Genomic DNA, 24,958 nt, shown 5'->3' on the forward strand with positions numbered 1-24,958 from the left:
TAAACGCCGCAAATAATATTTTGGAGAAAGGGCAATTTCTCATGGAAGCTAAAGTAGCCTGTTGAGGCAAGCTTTTTCCAAGAATCCTCAACGCTTAAGCTGGAGGAGTTGTCAATTGTTTGTTTTTAACAATCGGTTAACCGCCATGGTTTTGATAAAAATCCCTACCCCTTAAAAAAGTTGTGGGGATTTTCTTTTTGTAACCAGAAGTAATGGCCTTTAAAGTGAAAAACTTTACACTTTAAACTTTAAAGCTGAAACAAAGAATTACCTTTGCAAAGTCTGGGGTTTTAAATCAAAAAACCAAATTCGTAAATTGTAAATTAAAAAATGACAGGACTAGTATACAAATCTACAGGAAGTTGGTACACCGTAAAATCCGAACAAGGTGATTTTATCGAATGCCGTATGAAAGGTAAATTCCGCATTAAAGGAATCAAAAGTACCAATCCTATTGCTGTAGGCGATATTGTGGATTATGAACTCGAGGATACATCAGATACTGTTACGGGAACCATTCATGAAATTCACGACAGGAAGAACTATATAGTTCGAAAATCAGTAAATCTATCGCATCAGATGCATATTATTGCTTCGAATATCGATCGGGTTTTCCTGTTAGTTACGATCAATAATCCGCCAACAACTTTTAATTTTATTGACCGTTTTCTGGTTACCGCCGAAGCGTATGGAATTGAGACAATATTGGTTTTTAACAAAATAGACACTTTTGACGAGGCTACCCTTGACGAACAATTGTACATGCAGCATGTATATCAGGAGATTGGATATAAATGTTTGCGCGTTTCTTCTACTGAATTGAAAGGAATCGAGGAGTTAAAAGAAATGATGATTGGTAAGGTAAGTATGTTTTCAGGACATTCCGGAGTAGGGAAATCAACTTTGGTAAATGCTATGGAGCCTTCTTTACATCTAAAAACAAAAACAATTTCCGAAGCAAGCAAGCAAGGACAGCACACGACGACTTTTGCAGAGATGTATGATTTGTCTTTTAATGCCAAAATCATTGATACTCCCGGTATAAAAGGTTTTGGAATCGTGGACATGGAAAAAGAAGAGGTAAGCGGTTATTTCCCTGAATTTTTCAAATTGAAAGAGCAGTGTAAATTTAATAATTGCCTGCACAAGGACGAACCACATTGTGCCATTAAGGCAGCTTTGGAAAAAGACGAAATTGCCTGGTCCCGTTACAGAAGCTATCTAAAAATTCTGGAAGGGGATGATGAGCACTATCGCACCGATATTCATAATGAAGACAGAATAATTAGTGATAAAACAAGGGAGTAGTAGTATTCTTGCTGTTTTTCACGCCTATTTTTTATAGCCGATACCATAATGAAAGTTGTAATTCAAAGAGTTTCCTCCGCCAGCGTAACGATTGACCAAAAAATTGTCGCCGAGATCCAAAAAGGCTTACTGGTTTTAGTCGGAATAGAAGATACCGATACGCAAGAAGACAGTCGGTGGTTAGTTGGTAAAATTGCGAACCTTCGTATTTTTGGAGATGAAAATGATATCATGAATTTATCGGTAAAAGATGTTGGTGGCGATGCCATCGTTGTCAGTCAATTTACACTTCATGCTTCAACCAAAAAAGGAAATCGCCCCTCGTATAGTAAAGCCTCAAAACCAGAAGTCGCCATTCCATTGTATGAGAATTTTGTGAAACAGCTCGAAACAGAGCTGAGTAAGAAAGTTCAGACAGGAGTTTTTGGTGCGGATATGAAAGTACTTTTGTTAAATGATGGTCCAGTAACAATACAAATGGACAGTAAAAAGCGAGAATAAATTTTTTTTGCCGAATTTTTCTTATAAATTTGAGAAAAATGTAAACTATGCAATTCAAATTTACCGGCTATTTATTGTTGTTTTTTTCTACATTACTTTTTGCCCAGAAAAGCGAATATGACACCCTGTCGATTGCTGACTCTCTCAAAGAAAATGCGAATGCTGTAGTTCGTCTGAATCAGCTGGATATTACTATTAGTTCGCAAAGAAGCATGAATGTCGTAACTAAAAGAGTGGTTACGGTTCTGAATGAAAATGGTCTTGGTGCTATAAATGCTGTTGAAGGTTATAGCAAAACAACGACAATCAAAAACATAGAAGCCATTGTTTTGGATGCGAACGGAAAAGAAATAAAAAAAATAAAAAGAAAAGATTTTAAAGACCAGAGTGCTGTCGATGGGGGGACTCTTTTTTCGGACAACCGGTATCTTTATCTGAGTTATACTCCAATTCAGTATCCATTTACAATCATTGTCAATAGCGAAATTGAAACTTCTACAACTGCTTTTATTCCACAATGGTATCCGTTAGACAGCTATTTTGTAAGTGTTGAGAAAAGTGTCTTAAATGTCAATTATCCGGATAATCTGGGTTTTAAAAAAATGGAACTTAATTTTTCCAATTTTAAAATTGAAAAAACAACAGATAAACCAACACAGCTTTCCTATACTGCAACCACTATTTTAGCTCAAAAACAAGAAGATTATAGTCCTGTATTTAGCTCGATTTTTCCAAAAGTAATGATGGGGTTAGAAGTATTTCATCTGGAAGGTGTCGATGGAAATGCAAAAACGTGGAAAGAATTTGGGAAATGGTTTTCTGATGCAATTTTAGAAAAGACATCCGATTTGTCAGCGGAAACCAAAGCCAAAGTAAAAATCCTTGTTGGTGATGAAAAAGACCCGATAAAGAAAGCAAAATTAATTTACAATTTTGTGCAGCAAAAAGTGAGATACATCAGTATTCAGGTCGGAATTGGTGGTTGGAAACCGATGCTTGCCAGTGATGTTGATCGTTTGGGCTACGGCGATTGTAAGGCACTGACGAATTATACCAGAGCCTTGCTCCATGTCGTGGATGTACCTTCATACTACACTGTTTTGTATGGAGATAGGAAAAAACTAAACATTGACTCCGATTTTGTATCCATGCAAGGAAATCATGCTATTTTGTGTATCCCGGATGGGACTAGTTATACTTGGCTGGAATGTACCAGTCAGGAAGACCCTTTTGGCTATCAGGGTACTTTTACTGATGACAGAGAGGCGTTGGTTTTTAAGCCTGATGGAGGTGAAATTGTCAGAACCAAAATTTATGTAGATAACGGAAACACTCAAGTCAGTAAAGGAGTGTACACTTTAGCTGCTAATGGAGATTTTTCAGGAAAAATTGCAATAGCTTCCCAGGGGTCACAATACGAACAAAAAGCACGTATTGAAAATTTACAGCCAACAGATAAAGAGGCGCATTATAAAGAATATTGGGATAATATCAATAATTTGAAAGTCAATAAAACCACATTCTCAAATGACAAAGAGCATGTTGTTTTTACTGAAAATGCTGAAATTAGTGCCGTCAGTTATGGAAGTGTTTCCGGAAATAAAATGATGTTTGTAGTCAATGGTTATAATCAAATTTCCGGCAATGTAAAACGGATCCGTAATCGAAAAAATCCATTTGAAATTCAAAGGGGATACGCAGACGGAGATGAGATCGAGATTGCACTGCCATCGGGGTTTTCTATTGAGTTTCTTCCAAGTAATTTTGAATTGAAAACGAAGTTTGGGGAATACAAAACGGAAATTTTAAAAAAAGACAGCAATAGTCTGATTTATAAACGCAGCATGTTCTTAAAAAAAGGATTGTATTCTAGTAAAGAGTACGATGAATATCGTCTTTTTATGGAACAGATTTCCAGAAACGACAACGCCAAAATTATCTTAACCCAAAACCAATAAACCCATGCCACTTAAAAAATCACTGCTCTTTTTATTAGTTTTCATTTCATTTTCAAAAATAAATGCCCAAAAATTTGAGATGGGAAAAGTCTCTATTGCTGAACTTGAAGAAAAAAGGCATCCCACAGATACTGCTGCTGTAGCTGCAGTCTTATTCGAAAAAGGCAAGGTTGATTTTAGTTACAATCAAAACAACGGTTTTGTAATGATTACAGAAGTAACAGCTCGGATTAAGATTTACAAAAAAGAAGGATACGACTGGGCAACTAAAGCAGTGCAATATTATACAGGTGATGTAACAAATGAATCCGTATTTTTTTCCGAAGCAGTGACCTATAATTTGGTCAATGGGAAAATTGAGAAAACGAAACTTAGAAGTGATGGGTCATTTGATGAGAAAGTAAATGAATATTGGGGGCGAAAGAAAATAACAATGCCTAATGTAAAGGTGGGTTCCGTTATTGAATACAAATATCTGGTAAAATCAGCTCGTTATGACGAGCTTACACCATGGGCTTTTCAATCGAGCATACCCGTTAATTTTTCAGAATTTACTACCCATGTGCCAGAATATTTTGTCTATAATGCAAATTTTAAAGGCTACATTTCTCCAAAAGTGTCCGTTGAAAAGCGTAATAAAATATTAAATTATGCGTATCGAGCGAATTTTGATCCCAATGGGCAGGCTAATTTGACTACTACTCAGGAGAAATTAGAATTTTTAGAAACCAAGACGGTTTATCTTGCCGAAAATCTGCCGGCAATGAAAGCGGAAGCCTTCGTTAATAATATTGAAAATTATACAGCAAGTATTACACACGAGCTTTCAATTACAAAGTATCCTAATCAGCCTTATAAAACATACTCATCCAGTTGGAAGTCTGTAGCTAAAAGTATTTATGATTACGATAATTTTGGTTTGGAAATTGAGAAAACGGGTTATTTTGAAGATGATTTAAAAGCGGTAACTACGGGACTTGGATCAACTGAAGAAAAAATTTCAGCGATTTTTAATTTTGTAAAAACGAACATAAAATGGAATAATTATTATGGGTATTCCTGTAAGGATGGCGTGAGAAAAGCCTATAAAGACAAAACAGGAAACGTGGCTGAGATCAACCTGATGATGACTGCGATGTTACGCCATGCCGGATTAACTGCTAATCCTGTTTTGGTAAGCACGCGTTCTAATGGAATTGCATTGTTTCCGAATCGAACAGCTTTTAACTATGTTATTGCTGCGGTTGAAACGCCAAATGGGTTTGTTTTGCTGGATGCATCAGATAAATTTTCCACTCCAAATATCTTGCCGTTTAGAGCTTTAAACTGGATAGGAAGATTGATACGAAAAGATGGAACATCCGTAGAAGTTGATTTAATGCCAAAAGTGACGTCCAATGATGTCGTTACGATGAATTACGCCATTGATGCCACTGGCCTGGTTTCGGGTAAATTAAGAAGGCAAAGAACGGATTACAAGGCGATGCTGTTCAGAGAAAATATTGACGATGTAAAAGAAGATAGTTATCTTGAAAAACTAGAGAATGATAGCCATAAGATAGAAATAAAAGAATATTCGAGAACTAATGAAAAAGAGCTAAAATTGCCAATTACAGAAACTTTTTCGTATGCTGGTTCCGATTTTAGCGAAATAATTGGAGGTAAAATTTATGTGAACCCAATGTTGTTTTACACCGATAACGAAAATCCTTTCAAGCAAGAAAACAGAGAATATCCGATAGATTATGGATATCCATTTATGGATAAATATGCTATAAATATTCAAATTCCTGAGGGATACAAAGTGGAAACACTTCCGGCTCCGGCTCTTCTTTCGATGGAGGACAATTTAGGGAGTTTTAAATTTATTACCAGTTCATCGGGGAATACTGTTCAGATGTCAATAATGCATCAAATGAATACGCCAATTATTTCGTCGGAATATTATTCGATGTTAAAAGAATTTTATCAAAAAATGATCGAAAAGCAAAATGAAAAAATCATTTTAACTAAAATCTAATGACAGATGTTTCATAAGAAATTGCTTTTTATTTTAGTAGTATTGTTTTTTTTTAAGGCGACAGCACAAAATTTTGAGTTAGGGAAAGTCTCTGTTGCTGAATTAGAAGAAAAAGTTCATCCTATAGATTCTTCTGCCGCTGGTGCTATTTTATGTAAAAAAGGCAAAACTTTTTTTGTTTATAATATAAAAAATGGCTTTACAGTAAATCAGGAGTATACCTATAGAATTAAAATTTATAAAAAAGAAGGGCTGAGTCGGGCTAACTTCAAAGTTGATTATAACACAGGGAATGAAGATAGGTACATAGAGTCTGTAAAGTTTTCCAATGCGGTAACCTATAATCTGGAAAATGGTACAATTGTTAAAACAAAATTAGACAACGAAGGAAGCTTTAAGGAAAATGTAAATGAATATTGGAATCAGGCAATAATAACAATGCCTAATGTAAAAGTGGGTTCAGTGATCGAGTTCAGATATATTCTGAAATCGGAAAATATCGTAAAGCTGCCTGTTTTTAATTTTCAATATAATATCCCGGTAAATCATTGTGAATACAGAACTGAAATACCGGTATATCTTATTTATAAACCAATTCAAATGGGCTATGTAAAAATTAATATAGCGGAAAAAATGGTTAGTGGATCTCAGAATTTTACAGATAAACACAATCAAAATGCTCGTTTTGATTACAAGCAAATCAATAGTATCTATACCGCTGAAAATGTGCCAGCAAGTAAAGAGGAAGATTATATTGATAATTTAAAAAACTATACCTCTTCTATTCATACTGAGTTGGAAAGGACCCGTTTTCCGGAAAGTCCGATCAAAGACTATTCGAAAACTTGGGAGGGAGTTGCAAGAACTATATACGAAAACGAAAACTTTGGGAAAGAGCTTAGTGAAAAACTGTATCTTATTCAGGATCTTAAAATAATACTTAAAGATGCTGTTTCCGCAGAAGATAAACTGGAGATCATTTTTAAATTTGTGAAGAATAAAATGAATTGGAATAATGAATATGGGTACTATACTGACAAAGGAGTGAAAAAGGCCTATTCAGAGCGAACCGGAAACGTCGCTGAAATAAATTTTATTTTAATTGCAATGTTAAAATTGGCAGGAATAAATACCTCTCCGGTTTTGATAAGTACAGTAGATCACGGGGTTTCTGTTTTTCCTAGCAGAACGGTTTTTAATTATGTAATTGCAGCAGCAGAAATTGATGGAAAACAAATTCTGTTAGATGCAACACATAAGTATACCACGCAGAATATTCTTCCTTTGAATGCATTGAACCGTACGGGCCGGCTTATTAAGCAGGATGGAAGTTCTCAGGAAATTGATTTGGTTCCCACTTCGCCTGCTAGCTTGAATTATGCTTTGATGACAAAACTTGACGGTTCAGGACAAATTACAGGTAAATTGAGAGTTCTAAGAACAACGTACGAAGCCTATCGTTTTAGAGAAAAAAATACCGTAATTAATACGGAAGTTTATCTGGAAAAATTAGAAAATGATTTGAATGGAATACAAATTAAAGACTATGTAATAGAAAATAAAGAGGCTGATTTGTTAAAACCTGTCATTGAAACTTTTACTTTTACATCCGCTAACTATTGTGAAAGAATAGGCGATAAAATGTTTATCAACCCCCTGTTGTTTTTTACTTTAAATAAAAATCCTTTTGTTCAGGAAAAAAGACAAATGCCTGTTTATTTTGGTTATCCAAAGCAGGAAAAGTACAATATAAATTTAGAAATTCCGGAAGGGTACGCAGTGGAATCTATTCCAACAGCGGTGCGGATTGCAACAGCGGATAAAGTGGTATTATTTGCAATTAATTCCCAGATAGAAGGGAATAAAATTCAAATTGTAGCTACACAAGAAATAAATGCGACGATTTTGCCTGCCGACGATTACGATGATTTAAGGGAGTTTTTTCAAATAATCATTGGCAAACAAAATGAAAAAATAGTACTTAAAAAACTATAACAATGAACTTAAAAAATGCACAGCTAGAGGTAGATACCTGGATAAAAGAACACGGTGTCCGTTACTTTAATGAATTGACCAATATGGCGCAACTAACTGAAGAGGTTGGAGAAGTTGCCCGAATTATTGCCCGACGTTACGGAGAACAATCCGAAAAAGAAAGCGATAAAAATAAAGACCTAGGTGAAGAATTAGCCGATGTGGTTTTTGTGGTTTTATGTTTGGCAAACCAAACGGGAATTGATTTACAAGCTGCTTTCGATAAGAAAATGGATTTGAAATCTATTCGAGACAAAGATCGTCACAAAAACAACGATAAATTAAAATAATGTTATAAGTATAGGTAAAGCTTTGGTGTATGCTTTTTTTAAAATAAATTTGCCAAAACGTACCAAACAATCAACCCAAAATGAATTTACTGTTACAAACTTCCCATTCCAATTTACAGGCTCAAATTGCAGTTACCGGCTCAAAAAGCGAAACCAACCGATTATTATTGTTGCAAGCGTTGTTTCCAAGTATTACTTTGGACAATACTTCGAACTCTGATGATAGTGAAGTAATGCAAAAAGCATTGAAAGGAAACGAAGAAATAGTGGACATTCATCATGCGGGAACAGCCATGCGTTTTCTAACAGCTTATTTTGCTGTAAATGAAGGCCGTGAAGTAGTATTGACAGGTTCTCCCAGAATGCAGGAACGTCCAATAAAAGTTTTGGTGGAAGCATTGGAGCAACTTGGCGCGAAAATCACATACGAGAAAGAAGCAGGTTATCCGCCTATTCGAATCAAAGGGCAAAAAATCACAGCTAACAAAGTAAATATCCCTGCTAATGTGAGCAGTCAATATATTTCGGCATTATCACTAGTGGCACCAAAACTGGAAAACGGGATCGAAATCACCTTAGTAGGTGAAATAACGTCGGTTCCCTATATCAAAATGACTTTAGCTTTATTGAATGACTTAGGTATCAAAACTAGTTTTGAAGGAAATGTAATTACCGTTTACCCAAAACACGAAGTTGAATCCAGAGTAATGACAGTAGAATCCGATTGGAGTTCTGCTTCTTACTTTTTTAGTTTGGCGGCTTTGGCTGAAAGTGCTACCATTTCACTGACCAGTTATAAAGAAACCAGTCTGCAGGGGGATTCCGCTTTAGTTGAAATCTACAAACAAATGGGTGTTGAAACGCATTTTGAAGAAAACAAAATGACCCTTACAAAGCAAGCTGACTTTGTTCCTCAAACTGTAAATTTTGAGCTTAACAACACCCCTGATATTGCACAGACAATTGTAGTCACTTGTCTTGGATTAGGAATTGGTTGTCATCTTACAGGTCTTCATACATTGAAAATTAAAGAAACGGACCGGTTGGAAGCCCTGCGAATTGAGATGACAAAACTGGGAGCGAATATAACCGTTACTAATGACAGCTTGACACTCGTGGCTTCCGCGGCTATCAATCACAATGTACCAATCGCTACGTATAATGATCACAGAATGGCAATGGCATTTGCGCCTTTGGCATTAAAAGTGCCAATAATCATCGAAAATGCAGAAGTGGTTTCAAAATCATACCCTGACTTTTGGAATGATTTAAAAAGTTTAGGCTTCGAAATTTCAGAAAAGTAAGAGTTGTAAACACTAGTGAATCAGCTACTTTTGAAAATAAACAGCAAAACACTTGACAACGCCTATCTCACAATCGTATATTTGCAAACGATTTAGAATTTTGCTGTCCTGAGCGCTGTTGACGGACATAATTTATAAGTCATAACTCATAAATTTTTTAAATGAAATTATCACATTTTCAATTCGATTTACCAAAAGAACTTCTTGCAGAATATCCAGCTGAAAACAGAGACGAAGCACGTCTAATGGTTATTGATCGTAAGAAGCAAACCATAGAGCATAAAATGTTCAAAGATGTTATCGATTATTTTGATGACGGAGATGTTTTAATTCTGAATAACACTAAGGTTTTTCCAGCACGTTTGTATGGAAATAAGGAAAAAACAGGAGCAAGAATCGAAGTTTTTTTACTTAGAGAACTAAACTCTGAGCAAAGGCTTTGGGATGTTTTAGTTGATCCGGCCCGTAAAATCAGAATTGGTAACAAATTATATTTTGGAGATGACGACTCATTGGTTGCTGAAGTTATCGATAATACTACATCTCGTGGAAGAACATTGCGTTTCCTTTACGACGGTTCTTATGAAGAATTCAGAAATAAACTGACAGAACTTGGAGAAACTCCAATTCCAAAATACATTTCCAGAGACGTGACTCCGGAAGATGCGGAACGTTACCAAACCATTTATGCTAAAGAAGAAGGGGCTGTTGCGGCACCAACTGCAGGATTGCACTTCTCGAAGCATTTATTGAAAAAATTAGAAATCAAAGGAATTAAATTTGCCGAAGTAACGCTTCACGTTGGTTTGGGAACATTCAATCCGGTTGAGGTTGAAGATTTATCAAAACACAAAATGGATTCTGAGGAATTAAAAATTACTCAGGAAGCTTGTGATATCGTTAATAGTGCCAAAGTGAAAAAGAAACGTATTTGTGCAGTAGGGACAACTTCTATGCGTGCCGTAGAAAGTTCAGTTTCATCACAAAGTACTTTAAATCCTTTTGATGGTTGGACAAATAAATTTGTATTTCCTCCTCACGATTTCAGTATCGCGACGTGTATGATTACTAATTTTCACACGCCAAAATCTACTTTATTAATGATGGTTTCAGCATTTTGCGGACATGATTTAATGAAAAGAGCGTATGCCGAAGCAATTAAAGAAGGATATAAATTCTATTCTTACGGTGATGCCATGATGATCATCTAATCTGAGTTCATTTCAGATTGTAAATAAAAAAATCTCGTCAGTCTACTGGCGAGATTTTTTGTTTTAGGGGAACGCAGATTAAGTTGGAAAGTATTGAAAGGAGGATTGGCTATCCGCCGCATACATTTCACTGCGCTAAAGTCGTAGGGAAAAAGGGATGCGATTATCGCTCACACAAAACACGCGTGATTTGTATTCTTAATTCACCTGATACACCAATCGCACCGTAATATTAGCCGTTTTGTTTTTGGACTGCGTATTAAAAGACCCTCCATAAGAAAAATCTTCTGATGAGTTTTGACCCGTAATTTGAAAAACGCCCATGTCCGATTTTTTTAAATTCCCAAGATTTGCATCCGCATTTTCGGCGATGCTTTTAGCTCTGATGCTGGCATCTTTTGTAGCTTCTGCAATCATTTTTATTTTTAACTCCGCTAATTTTGTGTAATAATATTCAGGAGGGTTCGAATAAAACTCCACTCCCGAATTAATTAATTCGCTGGACTGTCTTGATATTTCCTCAATTTTATTTACTTCTTTAGATTGAATGCTTACACTTTGGGTTAATGTGAATCCTGTAAAAATTTGTTGCTTTGTAGTTCCGTTTTCATTAAAAATAGTTTCAAAATCTTTATTGAAATTCACCGCCGAAAACACCGTCTCATTTGCAGGAATTCCTTTGCCTGACAAGTAGCTTTTAATTTTTTCTCTGTCGGCGTCCAGTGACGCGTAGGCTTCTTTCAAGGTTGTGCTTTTTTTAGAAAAAGAACCGCTCCAAACTATTAAATCAGAAACAAAATCTTTCTTCCCTAAACCCGTTACGCTAATAGTATCGTTACTTTTGTTTCGATTCTGAAAAGCATTGGAAAATAAGTAAGCAGAAATTACAACTGATAGTGAAATGATAATAACGTTCAAATTGTTTTTAAGCATAGCTACGGTTTTAATATTAAGTAAATATAATTAATAACGGCTTAGTTTTTAATTAATTATAGTGTAGCTCTAGATTGATTGTTTTTCAGTGCTTCGATGCTTCTTTTTTAACCATAATGGTTGCTTCTGCCTGCTAAAAGTCTTTTTATCTATCAGCCTTTTTTTACTACTTTTACAGCAAAATACAAACAATGACTTTCGAAAATACCCTTGAATTTGCAAAACAACTTGATTCACAAGATCAATTACGTCACTACCAAAATGAATTTATTTTTCCGGAGGTTAATGGAAAAAAGGTGATTTATTTCACCGGAAATTCATTGGGATTACAACCTAAACGCACCAAAGCTTATGTAGATGAAGTTATGGATGATTGGGCAAAGCTTGCCGTTGAAGGTCATTTTTATGCACAAAAACCATGGTGGGATTATCAGGAGCGATTTGCGAATCCTTTGAGTAGAATCGTTGGCGCTTTGCCAAGTGAAGTTACCGTTATGAATACCTTAACAGTGAATCTTCATTTATTGATGGTTTCCTTTTATAAACCTACAAAAAACCGATATAAAATCATTTGTGAGGAAAAAGCATTCCCTTCTGATCAGTATATGTTTCAAAGTCAAGTTCATTTTCATGGTTATAAACCGGAAGATGCGATTGTAGAAATTAAGCGTCGGGAAGGAGAGCACAATATTCGTTTGGAAGATGTTTTGGACAAAATTGAAGAAGTAGGTGAGGAGTTGGCTTTAGTTTTAATTGGAGGTGTCAATTATTACACAGGGCAAGTTTTTGATATGAAAAGCATAACTGAGGCTGGCCATAAAGCAGGGGCTAGTGTAGGATGGGATTTAGCCCACGCGGCAGGAAATGTAAAATTAGAACTGCACGATTGGAACGTCGATTTTGCGGCCTGGTGCAGTTATAAATATATGAATTCAGGGCCTGGAAATGCTTCAGGGTGTTTCATTCATGAAAAGCATCACAATAATTCGGAGTTGCCAAGATTCGCTGGTTGGTGGGGACACAATAAGGAACGTCGTTTCAAGATGGAACAGATGTTTGATCCCATTCATGGTGCCGATGGATGGCAAATCAGTAATCTGCCGGTGCTTTCCCTGGCGCCTTATTTGGCATCAGTAGAAATGTTTGATAAAATAGGGATGGATGCTTTGATCCAAAAAAGAGATGCGATTACTTCGTATTTGGAATTTATTCTGCATGAGATAGACAAGGAAGTCGATAGTACTTTTGAAATCATTACGCCAACAAACCCGTCAGAAAGAGCTTCGCAATTATCGGTATTGCTTCATGGAGAAGGGCGTAGTTTATTTGATTACCTGATGAAGAATGGTGTAATCACAGATTGGCGTGAACCAAATGTTATTCGCTTGGCTCCCGTGCCATTGTACACCTCTTTTGAGGATATGTATCACTTTGGTCAACTATTGAAAGCTGGGATACTGGGTAAGTTCGCTACCGAAATTATATAAAAAATAGTTTAAATTCTATAAGGTTATTTGACAGGTTTAGCTGTTCCTTTGCTGGATTACAAATTATAAAAATTTAAAATTATGAAAGCATTATATTTTATACTACTATCTTTAGTTGTTGTTTCTTGTCAAAATCAAGGTAAAATGGCTATTCAGGAAGCAAAACTGGCTACAGTGGATTCGATGAAACAGGCTAGTGCTGATTCAATCAATATTGAATTTGAGAAACAACGAGTTATTGATTCTATGCAAACTGAAATGGCTAGTATTGAAGCAACCAGAATAGAAACTCAAAGAGAAGTCGTTGTTGTGAATCAACCGGCAGCTACTACAACTACTACTACCACTACCAAAAAGAAGGGGTGGAGCGGAACCGCTAAAGGAGCTGTAATTGGTGCAGGAGTTGGAGCAGCTACAGGAGCAATTATAAGCAAGAAGAAAGTTCAGGGAGCTATAATTGGTGGTATTGCAGGTGCTGGTGTAGGTGCCGGTACGGGTGCTATTATAGACGGAAGCAAAAAGGAATAAATTTATTCTTTTGTATAATGGGAGTGTTTAAGTTCGAATAGAATTTAAACACTCTTTTTGTTTAGGGTTGTTTGAGTGTGTTAAGTCCGATAGACCAATAGCCTTTGACCTGACTACGGTTGTATAAAAATGCCTCATATGGGGAAATAAAACTGTCCTTTTCTACAGATTTCTGCGCACATCTCGCCATTAGATAAATAGTGTTTTGTCTATTTGTTGAAGGGGATATTGCTTTAGCTGCTCTTCATAGATTTACCGGCGTTTTTTATTTTTTATTGAAAAATGAAGTGCTGGGAATCTCTTTTCGTGCATATTGAAAACGATCCACTAATGTGGGTAAACAATACCCATCTAACCCATTTAGTGTCACAACATTTCCTTTGTCAATTTGGAGCCATCCGTCTTTGTGCTCTAATTCTTCTTCAAAAAAAATATTTTCAATAGCAGCAATAATATGAATTGTATCGTTTTCTCTGATATAGTATTCATTTACATATTTGCAATGCAATTGTACAGGACTGCCTTTAACAAACGGAGTTTCAATATTGTTTTTATATTCTTCTTCCAGATTGGTTTTGTCAAATTCAGAAACACCCGGTTCATAATTTGCCGAAGTGTGATGCGCATCTTCAATCATAGCAACTGTAACGTGATTTACTGTAAAGTAGCCCGTTTCTTTAATGTTTTTGTAAGTGTCTCTGGGAACAGTTGTCGGCCTCATTATGATTCCAATTAATGCAGGATTGCTTCCTAAATGTGTCACGCTGCTAAAAATGGCGACATTCGGTTTTCCATCCATGGATTTTGTAGCCAGTAAATTTGCAGATTTGTATCCGGTGCAAGAATTGATTAAATTCAATCTTTCGATTTTTTCCATTTTGGAGATGTCGGCTGTAGAAATGTGTTTCATGTGTTTTTCATAGGAAACAAATATACTTTTTGTTTAACAAAAAATAAAATAAATTGAACAAAAAATAATAATTATGACAATTGAATAGCAGTCGGTAGTTTTAAACGAAAATGTAGGAAAAGAAATAGTCTAAAATAATTTTCAAATCCTATATATTTGTTTGCCAATTTATTCAAAGATGAAAAAACTTAAAAAAGCCCTCCTCGTTTTATTTTTGTTAGCAGTGATGCTGATAGTAGCTTTAGTTGTTTATGGTTTTTATTTAAAACCGAAATATGAAGGCAAAGTAAAGTTGAAAAAGATTCAGAAAGAAACAACGGTTTACTTTGATGAATTTGGAGTGCCTCATATTTATGCCACTAGTTCAGAGGATGCTATGGTAGCTTTAGGTTATGTTCATGCACAGGACCGATTGTGGCAAATGGAATTGATGCGGCGCATTGCTCCGGGACGATTGTCAGAGATTTTTGGTTCTGTGACATTGAAAAACGATCGTTTTTTTGCAGGATTGGGAATCGAAGAAGCTTCTGCTAAAGCGATTGCTGCTTTGGATAAAAACAGCCCAAGCTATCAATTGGCAATGGCGTATTTGGACGGAATTAATCAATATTTGGATGAAGGAACCATGCCGCTGGAGTTCCATTTAATTGGAGTTAAGAAAGAGAAATTCACAATAAAAGACATTTATAATATTTTTGGCTACATGTCTTTTAGTTTTGCGATGGCTCAAAAAACAGATCCATTGCTGACTGATATTCGAAACAAATATGGAATGGAGTATCTGAAGGATTTTGGGATTGACGGTTCCTTTAATACCACTCGAATTAAAAATGCCAAGGACATACCGCAAGAATATATCAGTATTGCAAAGTCTATTGCTTCACTTTTAGAGCAATCACCAATTCCTTCATTTGTAGGAAGCAATAGCTGGGTTATAGCTCCAAAGAAAACCAAAAACGGAAAAGTTATTTTTGCAAATGATCCTCATATTGAGTTTTCACAACCTGGAACTTGGTATGAAGCGCATATAGTAGCCCCTGATTTCGAAATGTATGGCTGTTATCTTGCAGGAACGCCTTATCCTTTGTTGGGTCACAATAGAGAATATGCGTACGGTTTGACGATGTTTGAAAATGACGATATTGATTTGTATCAGGAAGAGAATAATCCGACAGCTGCAAATTCGTATAAAACACCAAACGGATTCAGCGCTTATGAAATTCGTAGAAAGACAATAAAAGTAAAGGATACTGCGGATGTGGTTTTAAATGTAAAAGTAAGCCGCCACGGCCCTATTGTGAATGACTTAATTGATGGTTTAAAGAAAGACAAGCCCGTTGCGATGTCTTGGATTTATACGCAGCAACCGATTCTGATTCTCGACGCTGTTTACAGGCTTTCACACGCTAAAAGCAAAGCCGATTTTCACAAAGGAGTAGCTTTGGTAGCTGCGCCAGGATTGAATATAATGTATGGTGATGCCAAAGGAAATATAGCGTGGTGGGCGACTGGAAAATTATACAAACACAATGAAGGCGTCAACCGTAATTTTATTCTGGATGGAGCCAGCGGAAAAGACGATATCAAGAAATATTTGGACTTCTCCAAAAATCCTTCGGCAGAGAATCCAAATTGGAATTACGTTTATTCCGCCAATAATCAGCCTGAACCAATCGACGGTTTTTTATATCCGGGTTATTATCTTCCTGAAGACAGAGCCAAAAGAATCACACAATTGTTAAATCCAAAATCCAATTGGGACAAAAAAGCGGTAAGTGAAATGATTTTTGATAATACATCATCAGTTGCGGTGGAAGTAGTTGCAAATTTGATTTCGAATGTTGATTATGATACGCTTTCCAGTACTGAAAAAGAAGCTGTCGCTATTCTGAAAGCATGGAATGGATCCAATAATCTTGGAGATGTAGCGCCTACCATTTATAACAAATGGGTTTATTTGTATTTGAAAAACACTTTTGAAGATGAACTTGGAGAAGCTGCTTTCAAGCAATTTTTGGGGACACATATCATGAAGCAAATAATTGCAAAGCAAGTGGCAAATAAGGGGTCGCTTTGGTGGGATAATGTAGCAACCAAAAATCAAAAAGAAACCCGAAGCCAAATTCTATCACACTCTTTCAAGGAAGCCATGACTTCATTGGAAAAACAATTGGGCAGTACTGTTGCGGAGTGGACTTGGAACAGCGTACATACTTTAGAACACAAGCATCCATTGGGCTCCGTCGCAGGGCTTAGAGGAATTTTTAATGTAGGCCCTTTTGGAGTTTCAGGCGCTACCGAAGTTATTAATAACTTGTTTTTTGATTTTACCGATGATGGGAATTATAAGGTAAAAGGAGGTCCGTCCACAAGAAGGATTGTTGATTTTTCAGACATAGAAAACAGTTGGAGTATCCTGCCTACAGGACAATCCGGTAATCCATTGAGTGCTCATTACGACGATCAGGCCGAGCTTTATAACGCAGGGAAATTTAGAAGAATGAAATTGAGCAAACAGGAGATTGTTAGAACTTCAACAAAATTGGTCTTTATCCCCCGTAAAAAGTAATGGTTTTTAAAGTGCTTAAAATAATAAATCAGTAATTTTGCCTAACTTTTTATAGAAAATTAATGCAAAGTACCAAAAAAATAGCGGTTGTAGGTTCTGGATTAGTCGGGTCTTTATTAGCTATTTATCTGCGAAAAGCAGGTCATTCGGTTCATGTTTATGACAGGAGTCCAGATATTAGACAAATTCAGTTTTCCGGGCGTTCTATCAATTTGGCAATGTCTAACCGGGGTTGGAAAGCGCTGGATGGTGTTGGAGTAGGAGATGCCGTACGCGAGATTGCTATTCCGATGGACAAGCGTGCCATTCACCTTGTGGATAAACTTAATTTTCAAAATTATGGACAGGAAGGGGAGTCGATTTATTCTATTTCGAGAGGAACTCTTAACAGAAAAATGATTGATTTGGCGGAAGCTGCAGGAGCAGAATTCTTTTTTGAACATAAAATTTGGGATGTAACCCTGGATGATGCGACTTTGCATATTGGTGAAACAGAAAGAGGTGCCTGGGAAGATAAAAAATACGATATGGTTTTTGGTGCCGATGGTGCTTTTTCAAGAATTCGCCACCGCATGCAGCGCCAGAGCATGTTTGATTACTCACAAGAATTTTTACCTATCGGATATAAAGAACTAAATATTCCTGCAAACACCGACGGAACGCATAAATTAGACAAGAATTCATTCCATATTTGGCCTCGTGGTGAATACATGCTGATTGCATTACCCAATTTAGATGGTAGCTTTACCTGTACTTTATTTATGCCCTTTGAAGGAGAAAATTCTTTTGCTTCCTTGAAAGATCATAAAGAGGTGGAAGCTTTCTTTGAACGAAATTTACCGGATACCATCGAGGTAATTCCGAAATTGACTGAAGATTTCTTTAAAAATCCGACAAGTACACTCGTTACCATGAAATGTTATCCGTGGACCTACGAAGATAAAATCGCTTTAATTGGTGATGCCTGTCATGCAATTGTTCCTTTTTACGGACAGGGAATGAATGCTGGTTTTGAAGATATTTCGATTCTGTATGAAATGATTGAAAAGTACGGTGATGACTGGAAAGCTATTTTCTCGGAATATCAAAAATCCCGTAAACCCAATGCTGATGCCATTGCGGAACTTTCGTATCGTAATTTTATGGAGATGAGTTCTAAAACTGCTGACGAAAAATTCCTGTTGCAAAAGAAAATTGAAAAATCATTTTCGGATAAACATCCTGATAAATGGATTCCGCTGTATAGCAGAGTGACATTTAGTGATCGTCCTTACGCTGAAGCTTTAGCGATTGGGGATTATCAAAATGCTATTATGGAGGAGGTTTTAAAAATGGAAGACATCGAGAATATTTGGGATAGCGAAGCAGTTGAGAACAAGATTCTAGAGTTGTTACAATAGTTCTTTTCTTTTTCAGTCACGGGCTTGATTCTCATTCCATTTAAAAGGAAGTTAAATTTTGTTTCAAACAGCGTTAATCGAGCTCGTTGAAAACAGAAACCAGCCGGAATAAATCGGTTTGTCTATTTTTCACGGTGTACTTTTGTAAAATCGAATGCAGGCTTGCAAATAGCAATATATTCACAGGGTTCGTCAAAAGGATTGGAATATTGCACTCGGGTGTTTTTTTCAATTTTTATGGATTGGCCGGCTTCAAGAATCACGATTTCATCGGCGATAATAAATTGCTTTTTACCTTTTATAATATAGGTATATTCTTCAAATTCTGGTGTTTGAAAGGGTTCGCTCCATTTGGGAGGCGCAATCATGTGTGCAATCGAAATTTCCGGATTGTTTGTAGTAGCTATTCCATGATGCTCTTCAATTAATTTACCGTCTGTTGTTGGAACTACGAATGGCGTTTTTTGAATAAAATATTTTTTCATCGTGCTGTCGTTTTTTAAAATACCCTTCCGGCGTTAATCACGGAAGGGTATAGTAAGCTCTATTTTTTAAACATTTTTGTTAAAACGCCGAAAGCGCCTCTTATAAAAGTTGCGCTTGTCAGCACTTTTAAAACAGATTTCCCGACAACACTTGCTGTGCTTGGCCCCTTGTTTACCTCTTTTTCAGTTGCTTTTTCTTGCTCCTTGATTACAGTTTCTTGTTCAATAGCCGTGATTTTTTTATTTAGCATTTCGTAAGCACTGTCACGGTCAATAAGTTCACTGTATTTTTTTACCAGTTTTGATTTGGCATTGATTTCCTGAATTTCACTTTCAGTTAAAATATCCATTCTGCTCATTGGTGCACGCATCATCGTTGCTGCAAGGGGTGTCGGTATTCCTTTTTCGTTTAATGCGGTAACTAATGCTTCTCCTATTCCAAGGCTTGTCAAAACTTCATCCGTTTTGTAATAGTCTGATGTTGGATAGTTATCGGCTGTTTGCTTGATTGCTTTTCGGTCATTGGCAGTAAAAGCTCGTAAGGCATGCTGAATTTTTAAGCCCAATTGTGCCAAAACGCCGCTGGGAATATCCATTGGATTTTGGGTTATAAAGTAGATTCCAATTCCCTTGGAACGAATTAGTTTTACAATTGTTTCAATTTGTTCCAGTAAGGTTTTGCTGGCTTCATTAAAAATCAAATGGGCTTCGTCTATAAAAATAATTAATTCCGGTTGGTCCGAATCTCCTTTTTCAGGCATTTGTTGGTAGATTTCGGCTAATAAACTCAACATGAATGTCGAAAATAATTTTGGCTTATCTTGAATGTCAGTCAATCTCAAGATATTGATATATCCTTTGCCGTTTTCGTCAATGCGCATTAAATCTTCTACATCAAAAGACATTTCTCCAAAAAAAAGATCCGCGCCCTGTTGTTCCAATTCAATTATTTTTCTCAGGATGGTACCCGTTGTAGAAGTAGAAATCTGACCGTAGTGTTCCTCGATTTCGTCTTTTCCCTCTTCTGTAATGTAATTGATTACTTTTTTGATGTCCTTAAGATCCAGTAAAGGCATTTTATTATCATCGCAGTATTTGAAAATAATTGATACTACACCGGATTGCGTGTCATTAAGACCTAATATTCTGGAGAATAGTACAGGGCCGAACTCTGATATTGTTGCTCGAAGGCGAACACCGTTCTGTTCCGACAAAGTCAATAACTCAACGGGAAAACTCGATATGCTGTAGGGAATGTTTATTTTGGCGTGACGCTCGGTGATAAATGGTTTTTCTTCCCCCTCTTTCGCGATACCGCTAAAATCTCCTTTTATATCCATCATCAGTACCGGTATTCCAAAAGAGGACAGTTGCTCCGAAAGGACCTGGATGGTCTTCGTTTTTCCAGTCCCGGTTGCTCCTGCAATCAGTCCGTGTCGATTCAAGGTTCTTAATGGTATCTTTACATGAGCATCGGGTAAAGCCTCGCCGTCAAGCATTGCTCCCCCTAAAATAACGCTTTCTCCTTTCGAAATATAGCCGTTCGTAATATGCTGTATAAAATCTTCTTTTCTACTCATAATAAGTTCAAATTTAAATTATTTGCAAGGTATTAATTTTTGTAATATGTATTAATTTAGTGTTAACTGCAGTTTTCTTGCTTTTTTATTGTTAATAATAAAAAAAAATATTTTTAACTATTTCGATCTAGTTATTGAAATATTATCTAAATATGTCATAAAAAAATATGTTTTTTTTTATGAAAGAACTTATTTGTTTGTATATTCTGATATAAATGCAAATCGAAAATCTAAAAATATTTATTTTGAATAAAATTAATTATAATAAAATTAAAAAAAGTTTTTTTATTTAAACTAAAAATATAAATTTGCTCCACTACAAGTTTATTATAACTAAAAGAATAAATTATTTAAAACTATTAAAATTAAAAAAAAATGGCAAACGTTAAAAAAGAAAACGGTTCAAAAGGAGGAGGAATGATTTCAGGAATCATTATTGTAGCATGTGTTTTTGTTGGATGGTTAGTGTGGAATTTTATAATGGGGAATGGTGCGAATTTTGAAGGAGGAGTTAATACGGGTCACCCAATCCCAGGGAATTATTTAGCGATGGTTTACAAAGGAGGTCCTATTGTACCAGTTTTGTTAGGGTTATTGTTAATGGTGGTTGTGTTCTCATTTGAGCGTTTTGCAGTAATTTCAAAAGCTGCCGGTAAAGGGGATCTTGATCAATTCATGAAAAAAGTACAAGGAAGTATCACTACAGGTGATATTGAAGGAGCTATAGATTCATGTGACAAACAAAAAGGTTCTGTTGCTAATGCAATAAAATCTGCTTTGTTGAAATACCAAGATGTTAAAAAAGAAGGTTTAGATAGCGAAGCAGCTGCTGAAACTATACATAAAGAAATAGAAGAAGCTACTTCATTAGAAATGCCAATGTTAGAAAAACATATGACTATTCTTTCTACATTAGTTTCTTTAGGTACACTTGCTGGTTTGTTAGGAACGGTTACGGGTATGATTAAAGCATTTGGTGCTTTGGCTGCTGCAGGTACTCCGGATCAAGCTGCGCTTGCAAATGGTATCTCTGAGGCACTTATCAATACTGCTACAGGTATCGCAACTTCAGCGTTAGCTATTGTAGCTTATAACTTTTTTACTTCTAAAATTGATACTTTGACTTATTCTATTGATGAGGCAGGTAATACAATTGTAAATACTTACAGACACTACAGAAGTACTCAAAAATAATTAATTATTTTATAAGAAAATAGCAGTCTTATTAAATGCTATTTTCTTATAAATATTAAAAAATATATTAATGGCTATAAAAATGTCCAAAAAAGCAGCGTCTATTGATATGACCGCTATGTGTGATGTGGCTTTTCTTTTGCTTACTTTCTTTATTTTGACTGCTACAGCTAAGATACCAGAAGCATTGCCAGTAGATACGCCTGCATCAACCGTTCAAACAAAGTTGCCAGAAACTGATTTAGCTACTATTACTGTCGGAGGAGGAAAAGTATTCTTTGACTTAAAAGGTAGAGAGGTTAGAAAAAGAACCCTTGAGTTAATGGGTCAAAAGTATGGTATAACTTTTACTGAAGATGATTCAAATAAATTTGCATTAATGGATGGTTTTGGTGTGCCAATACAAAGTCTAAAGCAAATTATTGATATGAAAGCTGCAGATAGAGCGAAAGCTGGTCAAACAGGCGTTCCTAAAGATTCGCTTGACAATCAGCTGAAGGAGTGGATTTACAACTCTCGTATTGCAAATATTGAAATTGCAGACAAGGAATTGCAAATTGCTATAAAAGGTGATGCAAAAGAAGAATATCCGGCAATTAAACAAGTAATGGATATTTTACAAGATCAAAAAATCAACAGCTTCAATCTAGTTACTGGTTTGAGAGCAAAGGATAAATAACTAAAAAAAATACACTAAAATGGCTGAATTAAATACCGGCGACGGTGGTGGCAAAAAAGGTGGAAAAGTAAGAAGTAAAAAATCGAACGCAAAAGTAGATTTAACTGCTATGGTTGATTTAGCTTTCTTACTAATCACGTTCTTTATGCTTACTACTACGTTGTCTAAACCTCAATCGATGAGTTTGGGTTTGCCAGATAAGGAAGATGATAAAAATAAGGATAAGCCAATTAAAGTTGATGAAAACCGTACTATGACAATATTATTAGGAGATAATAATAAAATGACATATTATATGGGTTTATTAGCAACTCCAATTGCTGGTCCTAAAGATATTTCTTACGGTAAAGAAGGTATTCGTAAAGAATTACTGAAAAGAAAAAAATCAGTAATAGAATATACAGGAAAGAAGGATAAAGGGATGATTGTAATTATCAAACCTAGTAAAAAATCAAATTATCGTAATTTAGTTGATATACTAGATGAAATGGCAATTGTTGATGTACCAACCTATGCAATTGTAAATGATTTTACTCCTGAGGAACAAAAATTGTTAGAAGGTAAATAAGATTTCTTATTAACTCAATAACCTAATAATTAAGAAAAATGAAATTAGATATATTCACAAACCAATGGCTTGATATCGTATTTGAAGGGCGTAATAAGGCCTATGGCGCTTATGAGCTAAGAAAATCAAATACAAAGACGACTGTCAAAGCTCTTGTAATTGGTGCTGTTGTTTTTGGTCTTGCTGTAAGTGCTCCACTTATCGTAAGTCTTCTTCCTGATAGTTCAGATGAAGTGGAAACATTAGACACTAAAATTACGACAATAAAATTACCACCAAAGAAGGAAGAAGTTAAGAAAGATCTTCCTCCTCCTCCACCGCCGCCTCCGAAAGTTGACCAGGTGAAATTTGTTAAGCCAGTTGTGGCGAAAGCAGAAGAGGTTACAGAAGAACCGCCGAAAATTGTTGAAATAAAAGACAAAAAATTAGGTGCAGAAACAATAAAAGGAGATCCTGATGCTGAATTAACTGTTGAGCCGGTTGGTAACGGACCTAGTGAGGTTGTAGAAGAGGATACTCAAATTTACAACACGGCAGGTATCGAGGTAAAACCTGATTTTCCTGGAGGAATGGAGAAATTTTATAAATTTGTTGGTAGCAATTACCAAACTCCTGAAGAAGAAGGATTAAAAGGGAAAGTGTATGTTACTTTCGTAGTAGAAAAGGATGGTTCTTTAACAGATATTAAAGTAATTAGAGATATCGGTTATGGTACAGGAAAAGAAGCTATCCGTGTGTTGAAAAAATGTCCTAAATGGACACCTGGAGAACAAAATGGTAAAAAAGTCAGAGTACTTTATTCTTTGCCAATTACTATCCAATCAGCAGAATAATGTTAAAGCGCATACTTGTTAATATTCAGAAGAAATCGCTCAAAGAGCGATTTCTTCTCGTTTTGGGTATTTTGTTTTTTCTGGTTTATCTTGTCTTAGGTTTATTGATTATCTTTATGAAGAATTTTCCTCTAGCTATTCATCCCAATTATAGAATTGCGTTTGGGGTATTACTTATTGTGTATTCTTCTTTTAGATTTTTTCGAATTATTAATGATAATAAACACTAGATTATGAAAAATTATGCTAAACTTCCGTATTTTATTTTTATTTCAGTGATTGTAATGTTTTTCGCTTGTAATCAATCTAAAACTCCGAAGAACAATGAAACTATTCTGAAAGGTACTGCATCTGTTTATGTAGATGAAACCTTAACTCCTATTCTTGAGGATCAGGTAGCTGTATTTGAGAGTAAATATGAGGCTAAGATTAAACTTGTTCCAAAATCAGAAGCTGAAACTGTTAATTCATTGTTCAATGAAGAAGGCGCAATTGCTGTTTTGTCCAGAAAATTGACACCTAAGGAATTGAAAATTTTTGAACAAAGAAAGATTGTCCCTAAAGTAACAATTTTTGCTACGGATGCGGTTGCTTTTATTGCTAATAAAAATAACAAGGATACCATTGTAGCTTTAAACGATGTGATTCGTTTTATGCAAGGTAAGCCAGTTGCGTCTATTAAAGGATTAGTATTTGATAATCCAAACTCAAGCACCGTGCGATACATGAATTCTTTGGCAGGTTTAAAAGCGATACCGGAGAAAGGTGTATTTTCATTTAAAACTAATGATGAAGTTATTAAATATGTGTCAGAAAATGATGGGATGATAGGTGTTGTAGGGGTGAATTGGCTTTCTCAGCCACTACCAGCGATGCAAAAGTATGTTGATAATGTAAATACTTTAGGAGTAAAAGGACTTACTGGTGATGCAGCTTATACGCCGTCACAAAATAATATAGCGGAGCGGAAATATCCTTTGGCACGTGATTTGTATATAATAAATTGTCAAGGATATTCTGGCTTGGGAATGGGCTTTGCTTCATTCGTTGCAGGAGATATAGGGCAAAGAATAATTTTAAAATCAGGATTACTTCCTATTCGTATTCCTGGAAGGAATATCACAATAAGAAATAAGAGTGGAAATGATAAAAAATAAATTAATTAT

21 protein-coding genes are annotated in these 24,958 nt (G+C 35.7%); 17 read left to right on the forward strand and 4 right to left on the reverse strand.

Features of this window, described 5'->3' with window-relative positions; translation table 11 throughout:
* The first annotated feature begins 330 nt into the window (after positions 1–330).
* The 8 genes from rsgA (at position 331) to queA (ending at position 10,626) form a co-directional block, all read left to right on the forward strand.
* Complete coding sequence (gene rsgA, locus ACNQGN_RS17890; RefSeq protein WP_417989190.1) at positions 331–1,308, forward strand: ribosome small subunit-dependent GTPase A; 978 nt, start codon at positions 331–333, stop codon at positions 1,306–1,308.
* A 48-nt stretch (positions 1,309–1,356) separates the two neighbouring features.
* On the forward strand, positions 1,357–1,809 hold the full coding sequence (dtd, locus tag ACNQGN_RS17895; RefSeq protein ID WP_417989191.1) for a D-aminoacyl-tRNA deacylase: 453 nt from the start codon (positions 1,357–1,359) through the stop codon (positions 1,807–1,809).
* A gap of 47 nt (positions 1,810–1,856) precedes the next feature.
* Positions 1,857–3,767 (forward strand): DUF3857 domain-containing protein, encoded by a 1,911-nt coding sequence (locus ACNQGN_RS17900; RefSeq protein WP_417989192.1) that lies wholly within the window; start codon positions 1,857–1,859, stop codon positions 3,765–3,767.
* Between the two features lie 4 nt (positions 3,768–3,771).
* Positions 3,772–5,787, forward strand: a complete 2,016-nt coding sequence (locus ACNQGN_RS17905) for a transglutaminase family protein (protein ID WP_417989193.1) — start codon at positions 3,772–3,774, stop codon at positions 5,785–5,787.
* Between the two features lie 6 nt (positions 5,788–5,793).
* Positions 5,794–7,782, forward strand: coding sequence for a DUF3857 domain-containing protein (locus tag ACNQGN_RS17910; RefSeq protein WP_417989194.1), 1,989 nt, complete (start codon positions 5,794–5,796; stop codon positions 7,780–7,782).
* Between the two features lie 2 nt (positions 7,783–7,784).
* Positions 7,785–8,111 (forward strand): nucleotide pyrophosphohydrolase, encoded by a 327-nt coding sequence (locus ACNQGN_RS17915; RefSeq protein WP_151108549.1) that lies wholly within the window; start codon positions 7,785–7,787, stop codon positions 8,109–8,111.
* An 80-nt stretch (positions 8,112–8,191) separates the two neighbouring features.
* Positions 8,192–9,415: a 3-phosphoshikimate 1-carboxyvinyltransferase gene (aroA, locus tag ACNQGN_RS17920; RefSeq protein ID WP_417989195.1), complete on the forward strand. Its 1,224-nt coding sequence runs from the start codon at positions 8,192–8,194 to the stop codon at positions 9,413–9,415.
* A 161-nt stretch (positions 9,416–9,576) separates the two neighbouring features.
* Positions 9,577–10,626 carry a tRNA preQ1(34) S-adenosylmethionine ribosyltransferase-isomerase QueA gene (gene queA, locus ACNQGN_RS17925; RefSeq protein WP_417989196.1) on the forward strand — a complete coding sequence of 350 codons (1,050 nt, stop codon included), beginning with the start codon at positions 9,577–9,579 and terminating at the stop codon, positions 10,624–10,626.
* Positions 10,627–10,824: 198 nt separating this feature from the next.
* On the opposite strand, the gene ACNQGN_RS17930 is transcribed toward queA, so the two are convergent.
* Positions 10,825–11,559, reverse strand: a complete 735-nt coding sequence (locus ACNQGN_RS17930; protein WP_417989197.1) for an SIMPL domain-containing protein — start codon at positions 11,557–11,559, stop codon at positions 10,825–10,827.
* Positions 11,560–11,750: 191 nt separating this feature from the next.
* Here ACNQGN_RS17930 and kynU point away from each other — a divergent pair, with 191 nt between their 5' ends.
* Positions 11,751–13,046 carry a kynureninase gene (gene kynU, locus ACNQGN_RS17935; protein ID WP_417989198.1) on the forward strand — a complete coding sequence of 432 codons (1,296 nt, stop codon included), beginning with the start codon at positions 11,751–11,753 and terminating at the stop codon, positions 13,044–13,046.
* 81 nt (positions 13,047–13,127) lie between these two features.
* Positions 13,128–13,574, forward strand: coding sequence for a glycine zipper family protein (locus ACNQGN_RS17940; RefSeq protein WP_417989199.1), 447 nt, complete (start codon positions 13,128–13,130; stop codon positions 13,572–13,574).
* Between the two features lie 265 nt (positions 13,575–13,839).
* Here the strand turns inward: ACNQGN_RS17940 and ACNQGN_RS17945 are convergent, their stop codons facing one another.
* Positions 13,840–14,484, reverse strand: coding sequence for a flavin reductase family protein (locus tag ACNQGN_RS17945; RefSeq protein ID WP_417989200.1), 645 nt, complete (start codon positions 14,482–14,484; stop codon positions 13,840–13,842).
* A 178-nt stretch (positions 14,485–14,662) separates the two neighbouring features.
* Here ACNQGN_RS17945 and ACNQGN_RS17950 point away from each other — a divergent pair, with 178 nt between their 5' ends.
* Together ACNQGN_RS17950 and ACNQGN_RS17955 are read left to right on the forward strand one after the other, a co-directional pair.
* Positions 14,663–17,053, forward strand: coding sequence for a penicillin acylase family protein (locus ACNQGN_RS17950; RefSeq protein ID WP_417989201.1), 2,391 nt, complete (start codon positions 14,663–14,665; stop codon positions 17,051–17,053).
* Positions 17,054–17,115: 62 nt separating this feature from the next.
* Positions 17,116–18,453, forward strand: coding sequence for an FAD-dependent oxidoreductase (locus ACNQGN_RS17955; protein ID WP_417989202.1), 1,338 nt, complete (start codon positions 17,116–17,118; stop codon positions 18,451–18,453).
* A gap of 122 nt (positions 18,454–18,575) precedes the next feature.
* Here the strand turns inward: ACNQGN_RS17955 and ACNQGN_RS17960 are convergent, their stop codons facing one another.
* Positions 18,576–18,938, reverse strand: a complete 363-nt coding sequence (locus tag ACNQGN_RS17960) for a cupin domain-containing protein (protein ID WP_417989203.1) — start codon at positions 18,936–18,938, stop codon at positions 18,576–18,578.
* A 59-nt stretch (positions 18,939–18,997) separates the two neighbouring features.
* A complete protein-coding gene (locus tag ACNQGN_RS17965) occupies positions 18,998–20,518 on the reverse strand; it encodes a helicase HerA-like domain-containing protein (protein WP_417989204.1) in 1,521 nt (506 codons plus the stop codon).
* Between the two features lie 375 nt (positions 20,519–20,893).
* Here ACNQGN_RS17965 and ACNQGN_RS17970 point away from each other — a divergent pair, with 375 nt between their 5' ends.
* From ACNQGN_RS17970 to ACNQGN_RS17990, 5 genes are all read left to right on the forward strand, one after another.
* Positions 20,894–21,712: a MotA/TolQ/ExbB proton channel family protein gene (locus ACNQGN_RS17970; RefSeq protein WP_417989205.1), complete on the forward strand. Its 819-nt coding sequence runs from the start codon at positions 20,894–20,896 to the stop codon at positions 21,710–21,712.
* A 70-nt stretch (positions 21,713–21,782) separates the two neighbouring features.
* Positions 21,783–22,391, forward strand: coding sequence for an ExbD/TolR family protein (locus ACNQGN_RS17975; protein WP_417989206.1), 609 nt, complete (start codon positions 21,783–21,785; stop codon positions 22,389–22,391).
* A 19-nt stretch (positions 22,392–22,410) separates the two neighbouring features.
* Positions 22,411–22,959, forward strand: coding sequence for an ExbD/TolR family protein (locus ACNQGN_RS17980; protein WP_417989207.1), 549 nt, complete (start codon positions 22,411–22,413; stop codon positions 22,957–22,959).
* 38 nt (positions 22,960–22,997) lie between these two features.
* Positions 22,998–23,792 carry an energy transducer TonB gene (locus tag ACNQGN_RS17985; RefSeq protein WP_417989208.1) on the forward strand — a complete coding sequence of 265 codons (795 nt, stop codon included), beginning with the start codon at positions 22,998–23,000 and terminating at the stop codon, positions 23,790–23,792.
* A 233-nt stretch (positions 23,793–24,025) separates the two neighbouring features.
* The gene (locus tag ACNQGN_RS17990; protein WP_417989209.1) at positions 24,026–24,949 is read left to right on the forward strand and encodes a PstS family phosphate ABC transporter substrate-binding protein; all 924 of its coding nucleotides are present in this window, start codon (positions 24,026–24,028) and stop codon (positions 24,947–24,949) included.
* Positions 24,950–24,958: the final 9 nt, after the last annotated feature.

Source organism: Flavobacterium rhamnosi (assembly GCF_048286515.1).
GTDB lineage: Bacteria > Bacteroidota > Bacteroidia > Flavobacteriales > Flavobacteriaceae > Flavobacterium.

What these genes read in the sequence shown, in the direction of transcription:
- dtd (WP_417989191.1), top strand. Translation starts at nt 1,357, where the DNA reads ATGAAAGTTGTAATTCAAAGAGTTTCCTCCGCCAGCGTAACGATTGAC.
- ACNQGN_RS17940 (WP_417989199.1), top strand. Translation starts at nt 13,128, where the DNA reads ATGAAAGCATTATATTTTATACTACTATCTTTAGTTGTTGTTTCTTGT.
- queA (WP_417989196.1), top strand. Translation starts at nt 9,577, where the DNA reads ATGAAATTATCACATTTTCAATTCGATTTACCAAAAGAACTTCTTGCA.
- ACNQGN_RS17945 (WP_417989200.1), bottom strand. Translation starts at nt 14,484, where the DNA reads ATGAAACACATTTCTACAGCCGACATCTCCAAAATGGAAAAAATCGAA.
- ACNQGN_RS17930 (WP_417989197.1), bottom strand. Translation starts at nt 11,559, where the DNA reads ATGCTTAAAAACAATTTGAACGTTATTATCATTTCACTATCAGTTGTA.
- ACNQGN_RS17905 (WP_417989193.1), top strand. Translation starts at nt 3,772, where the DNA reads ATGCCACTTAAAAAATCACTGCTCTTTTTATTAGTTTTCATTTCATTT.
- rsgA (WP_417989190.1), top strand. Translation starts at nt 331, where the DNA reads ATGACAGGACTAGTATACAAATCTACAGGAAGTTGGTACACCGTAAAA.
- ACNQGN_RS17990 (WP_417989209.1), top strand. Translation starts at nt 24,026, where the DNA reads ATGAAAAATTATGCTAAACTTCCGTATTTTATTTTTATTTCAGTGATT.
- ACNQGN_RS17975 (WP_417989206.1), top strand. Translation starts at nt 21,783, where the DNA reads ATGGCTATAAAAATGTCCAAAAAAGCAGCGTCTATTGATATGACCGCT.
- ACNQGN_RS17985 (WP_417989208.1), top strand. Translation starts at nt 22,998, where the DNA reads ATGAAATTAGATATATTCACAAACCAATGGCTTGATATCGTATTTGAA.
- ACNQGN_RS17980 (WP_417989207.1), top strand. Translation starts at nt 22,411, where the DNA reads ATGGCTGAATTAAATACCGGCGACGGTGGTGGCAAAAAAGGTGGAAAA.
- ACNQGN_RS17960 (WP_417989203.1), bottom strand. Translation starts at nt 18,938, where the DNA reads ATGAAAAAATATTTTATTCAAAAAACGCCATTCGTAGTTCCAACAACA.
- ACNQGN_RS17955 (WP_417989202.1), top strand. Translation starts at nt 17,116, where the DNA reads ATGCAAAGTACCAAAAAAATAGCGGTTGTAGGTTCTGGATTAGTCGGG.
- ACNQGN_RS17965 (WP_417989204.1), bottom strand. Translation starts at nt 20,518, where the DNA reads ATGAGTAGAAAAGAAGATTTTATACAGCATATTACGAACGGCTATATT.
- ACNQGN_RS17970 (WP_417989205.1), top strand. Translation starts at nt 20,894, where the DNA reads ATGGCAAACGTTAAAAAAGAAAACGGTTCAAAAGGAGGAGGAATGATT.
- ACNQGN_RS17950 (WP_417989201.1), top strand. Translation starts at nt 14,663, where the DNA reads ATGAAAAAACTTAAAAAAGCCCTCCTCGTTTTATTTTTGTTAGCAGTG.
- ACNQGN_RS17900 (WP_417989192.1), top strand. Translation starts at nt 1,857, where the DNA reads ATGCAATTCAAATTTACCGGCTATTTATTGTTGTTTTTTTCTACATTA.
- aroA (WP_417989195.1), top strand. Translation starts at nt 8,192, where the DNA reads ATGAATTTACTGTTACAAACTTCCCATTCCAATTTACAGGCTCAAATT.
- ACNQGN_RS17915 (WP_151108549.1), top strand. Translation starts at nt 7,785, where the DNA reads ATGAACTTAAAAAATGCACAGCTAGAGGTAGATACCTGGATAAAAGAA.
- ACNQGN_RS17910 (WP_417989194.1), top strand. Translation starts at nt 5,794, where the DNA reads ATGTTTCATAAGAAATTGCTTTTTATTTTAGTAGTATTGTTTTTTTTT.
- kynU (WP_417989198.1), top strand. Translation starts at nt 11,751, where the DNA reads ATGACTTTCGAAAATACCCTTGAATTTGCAAAACAACTTGATTCACAA.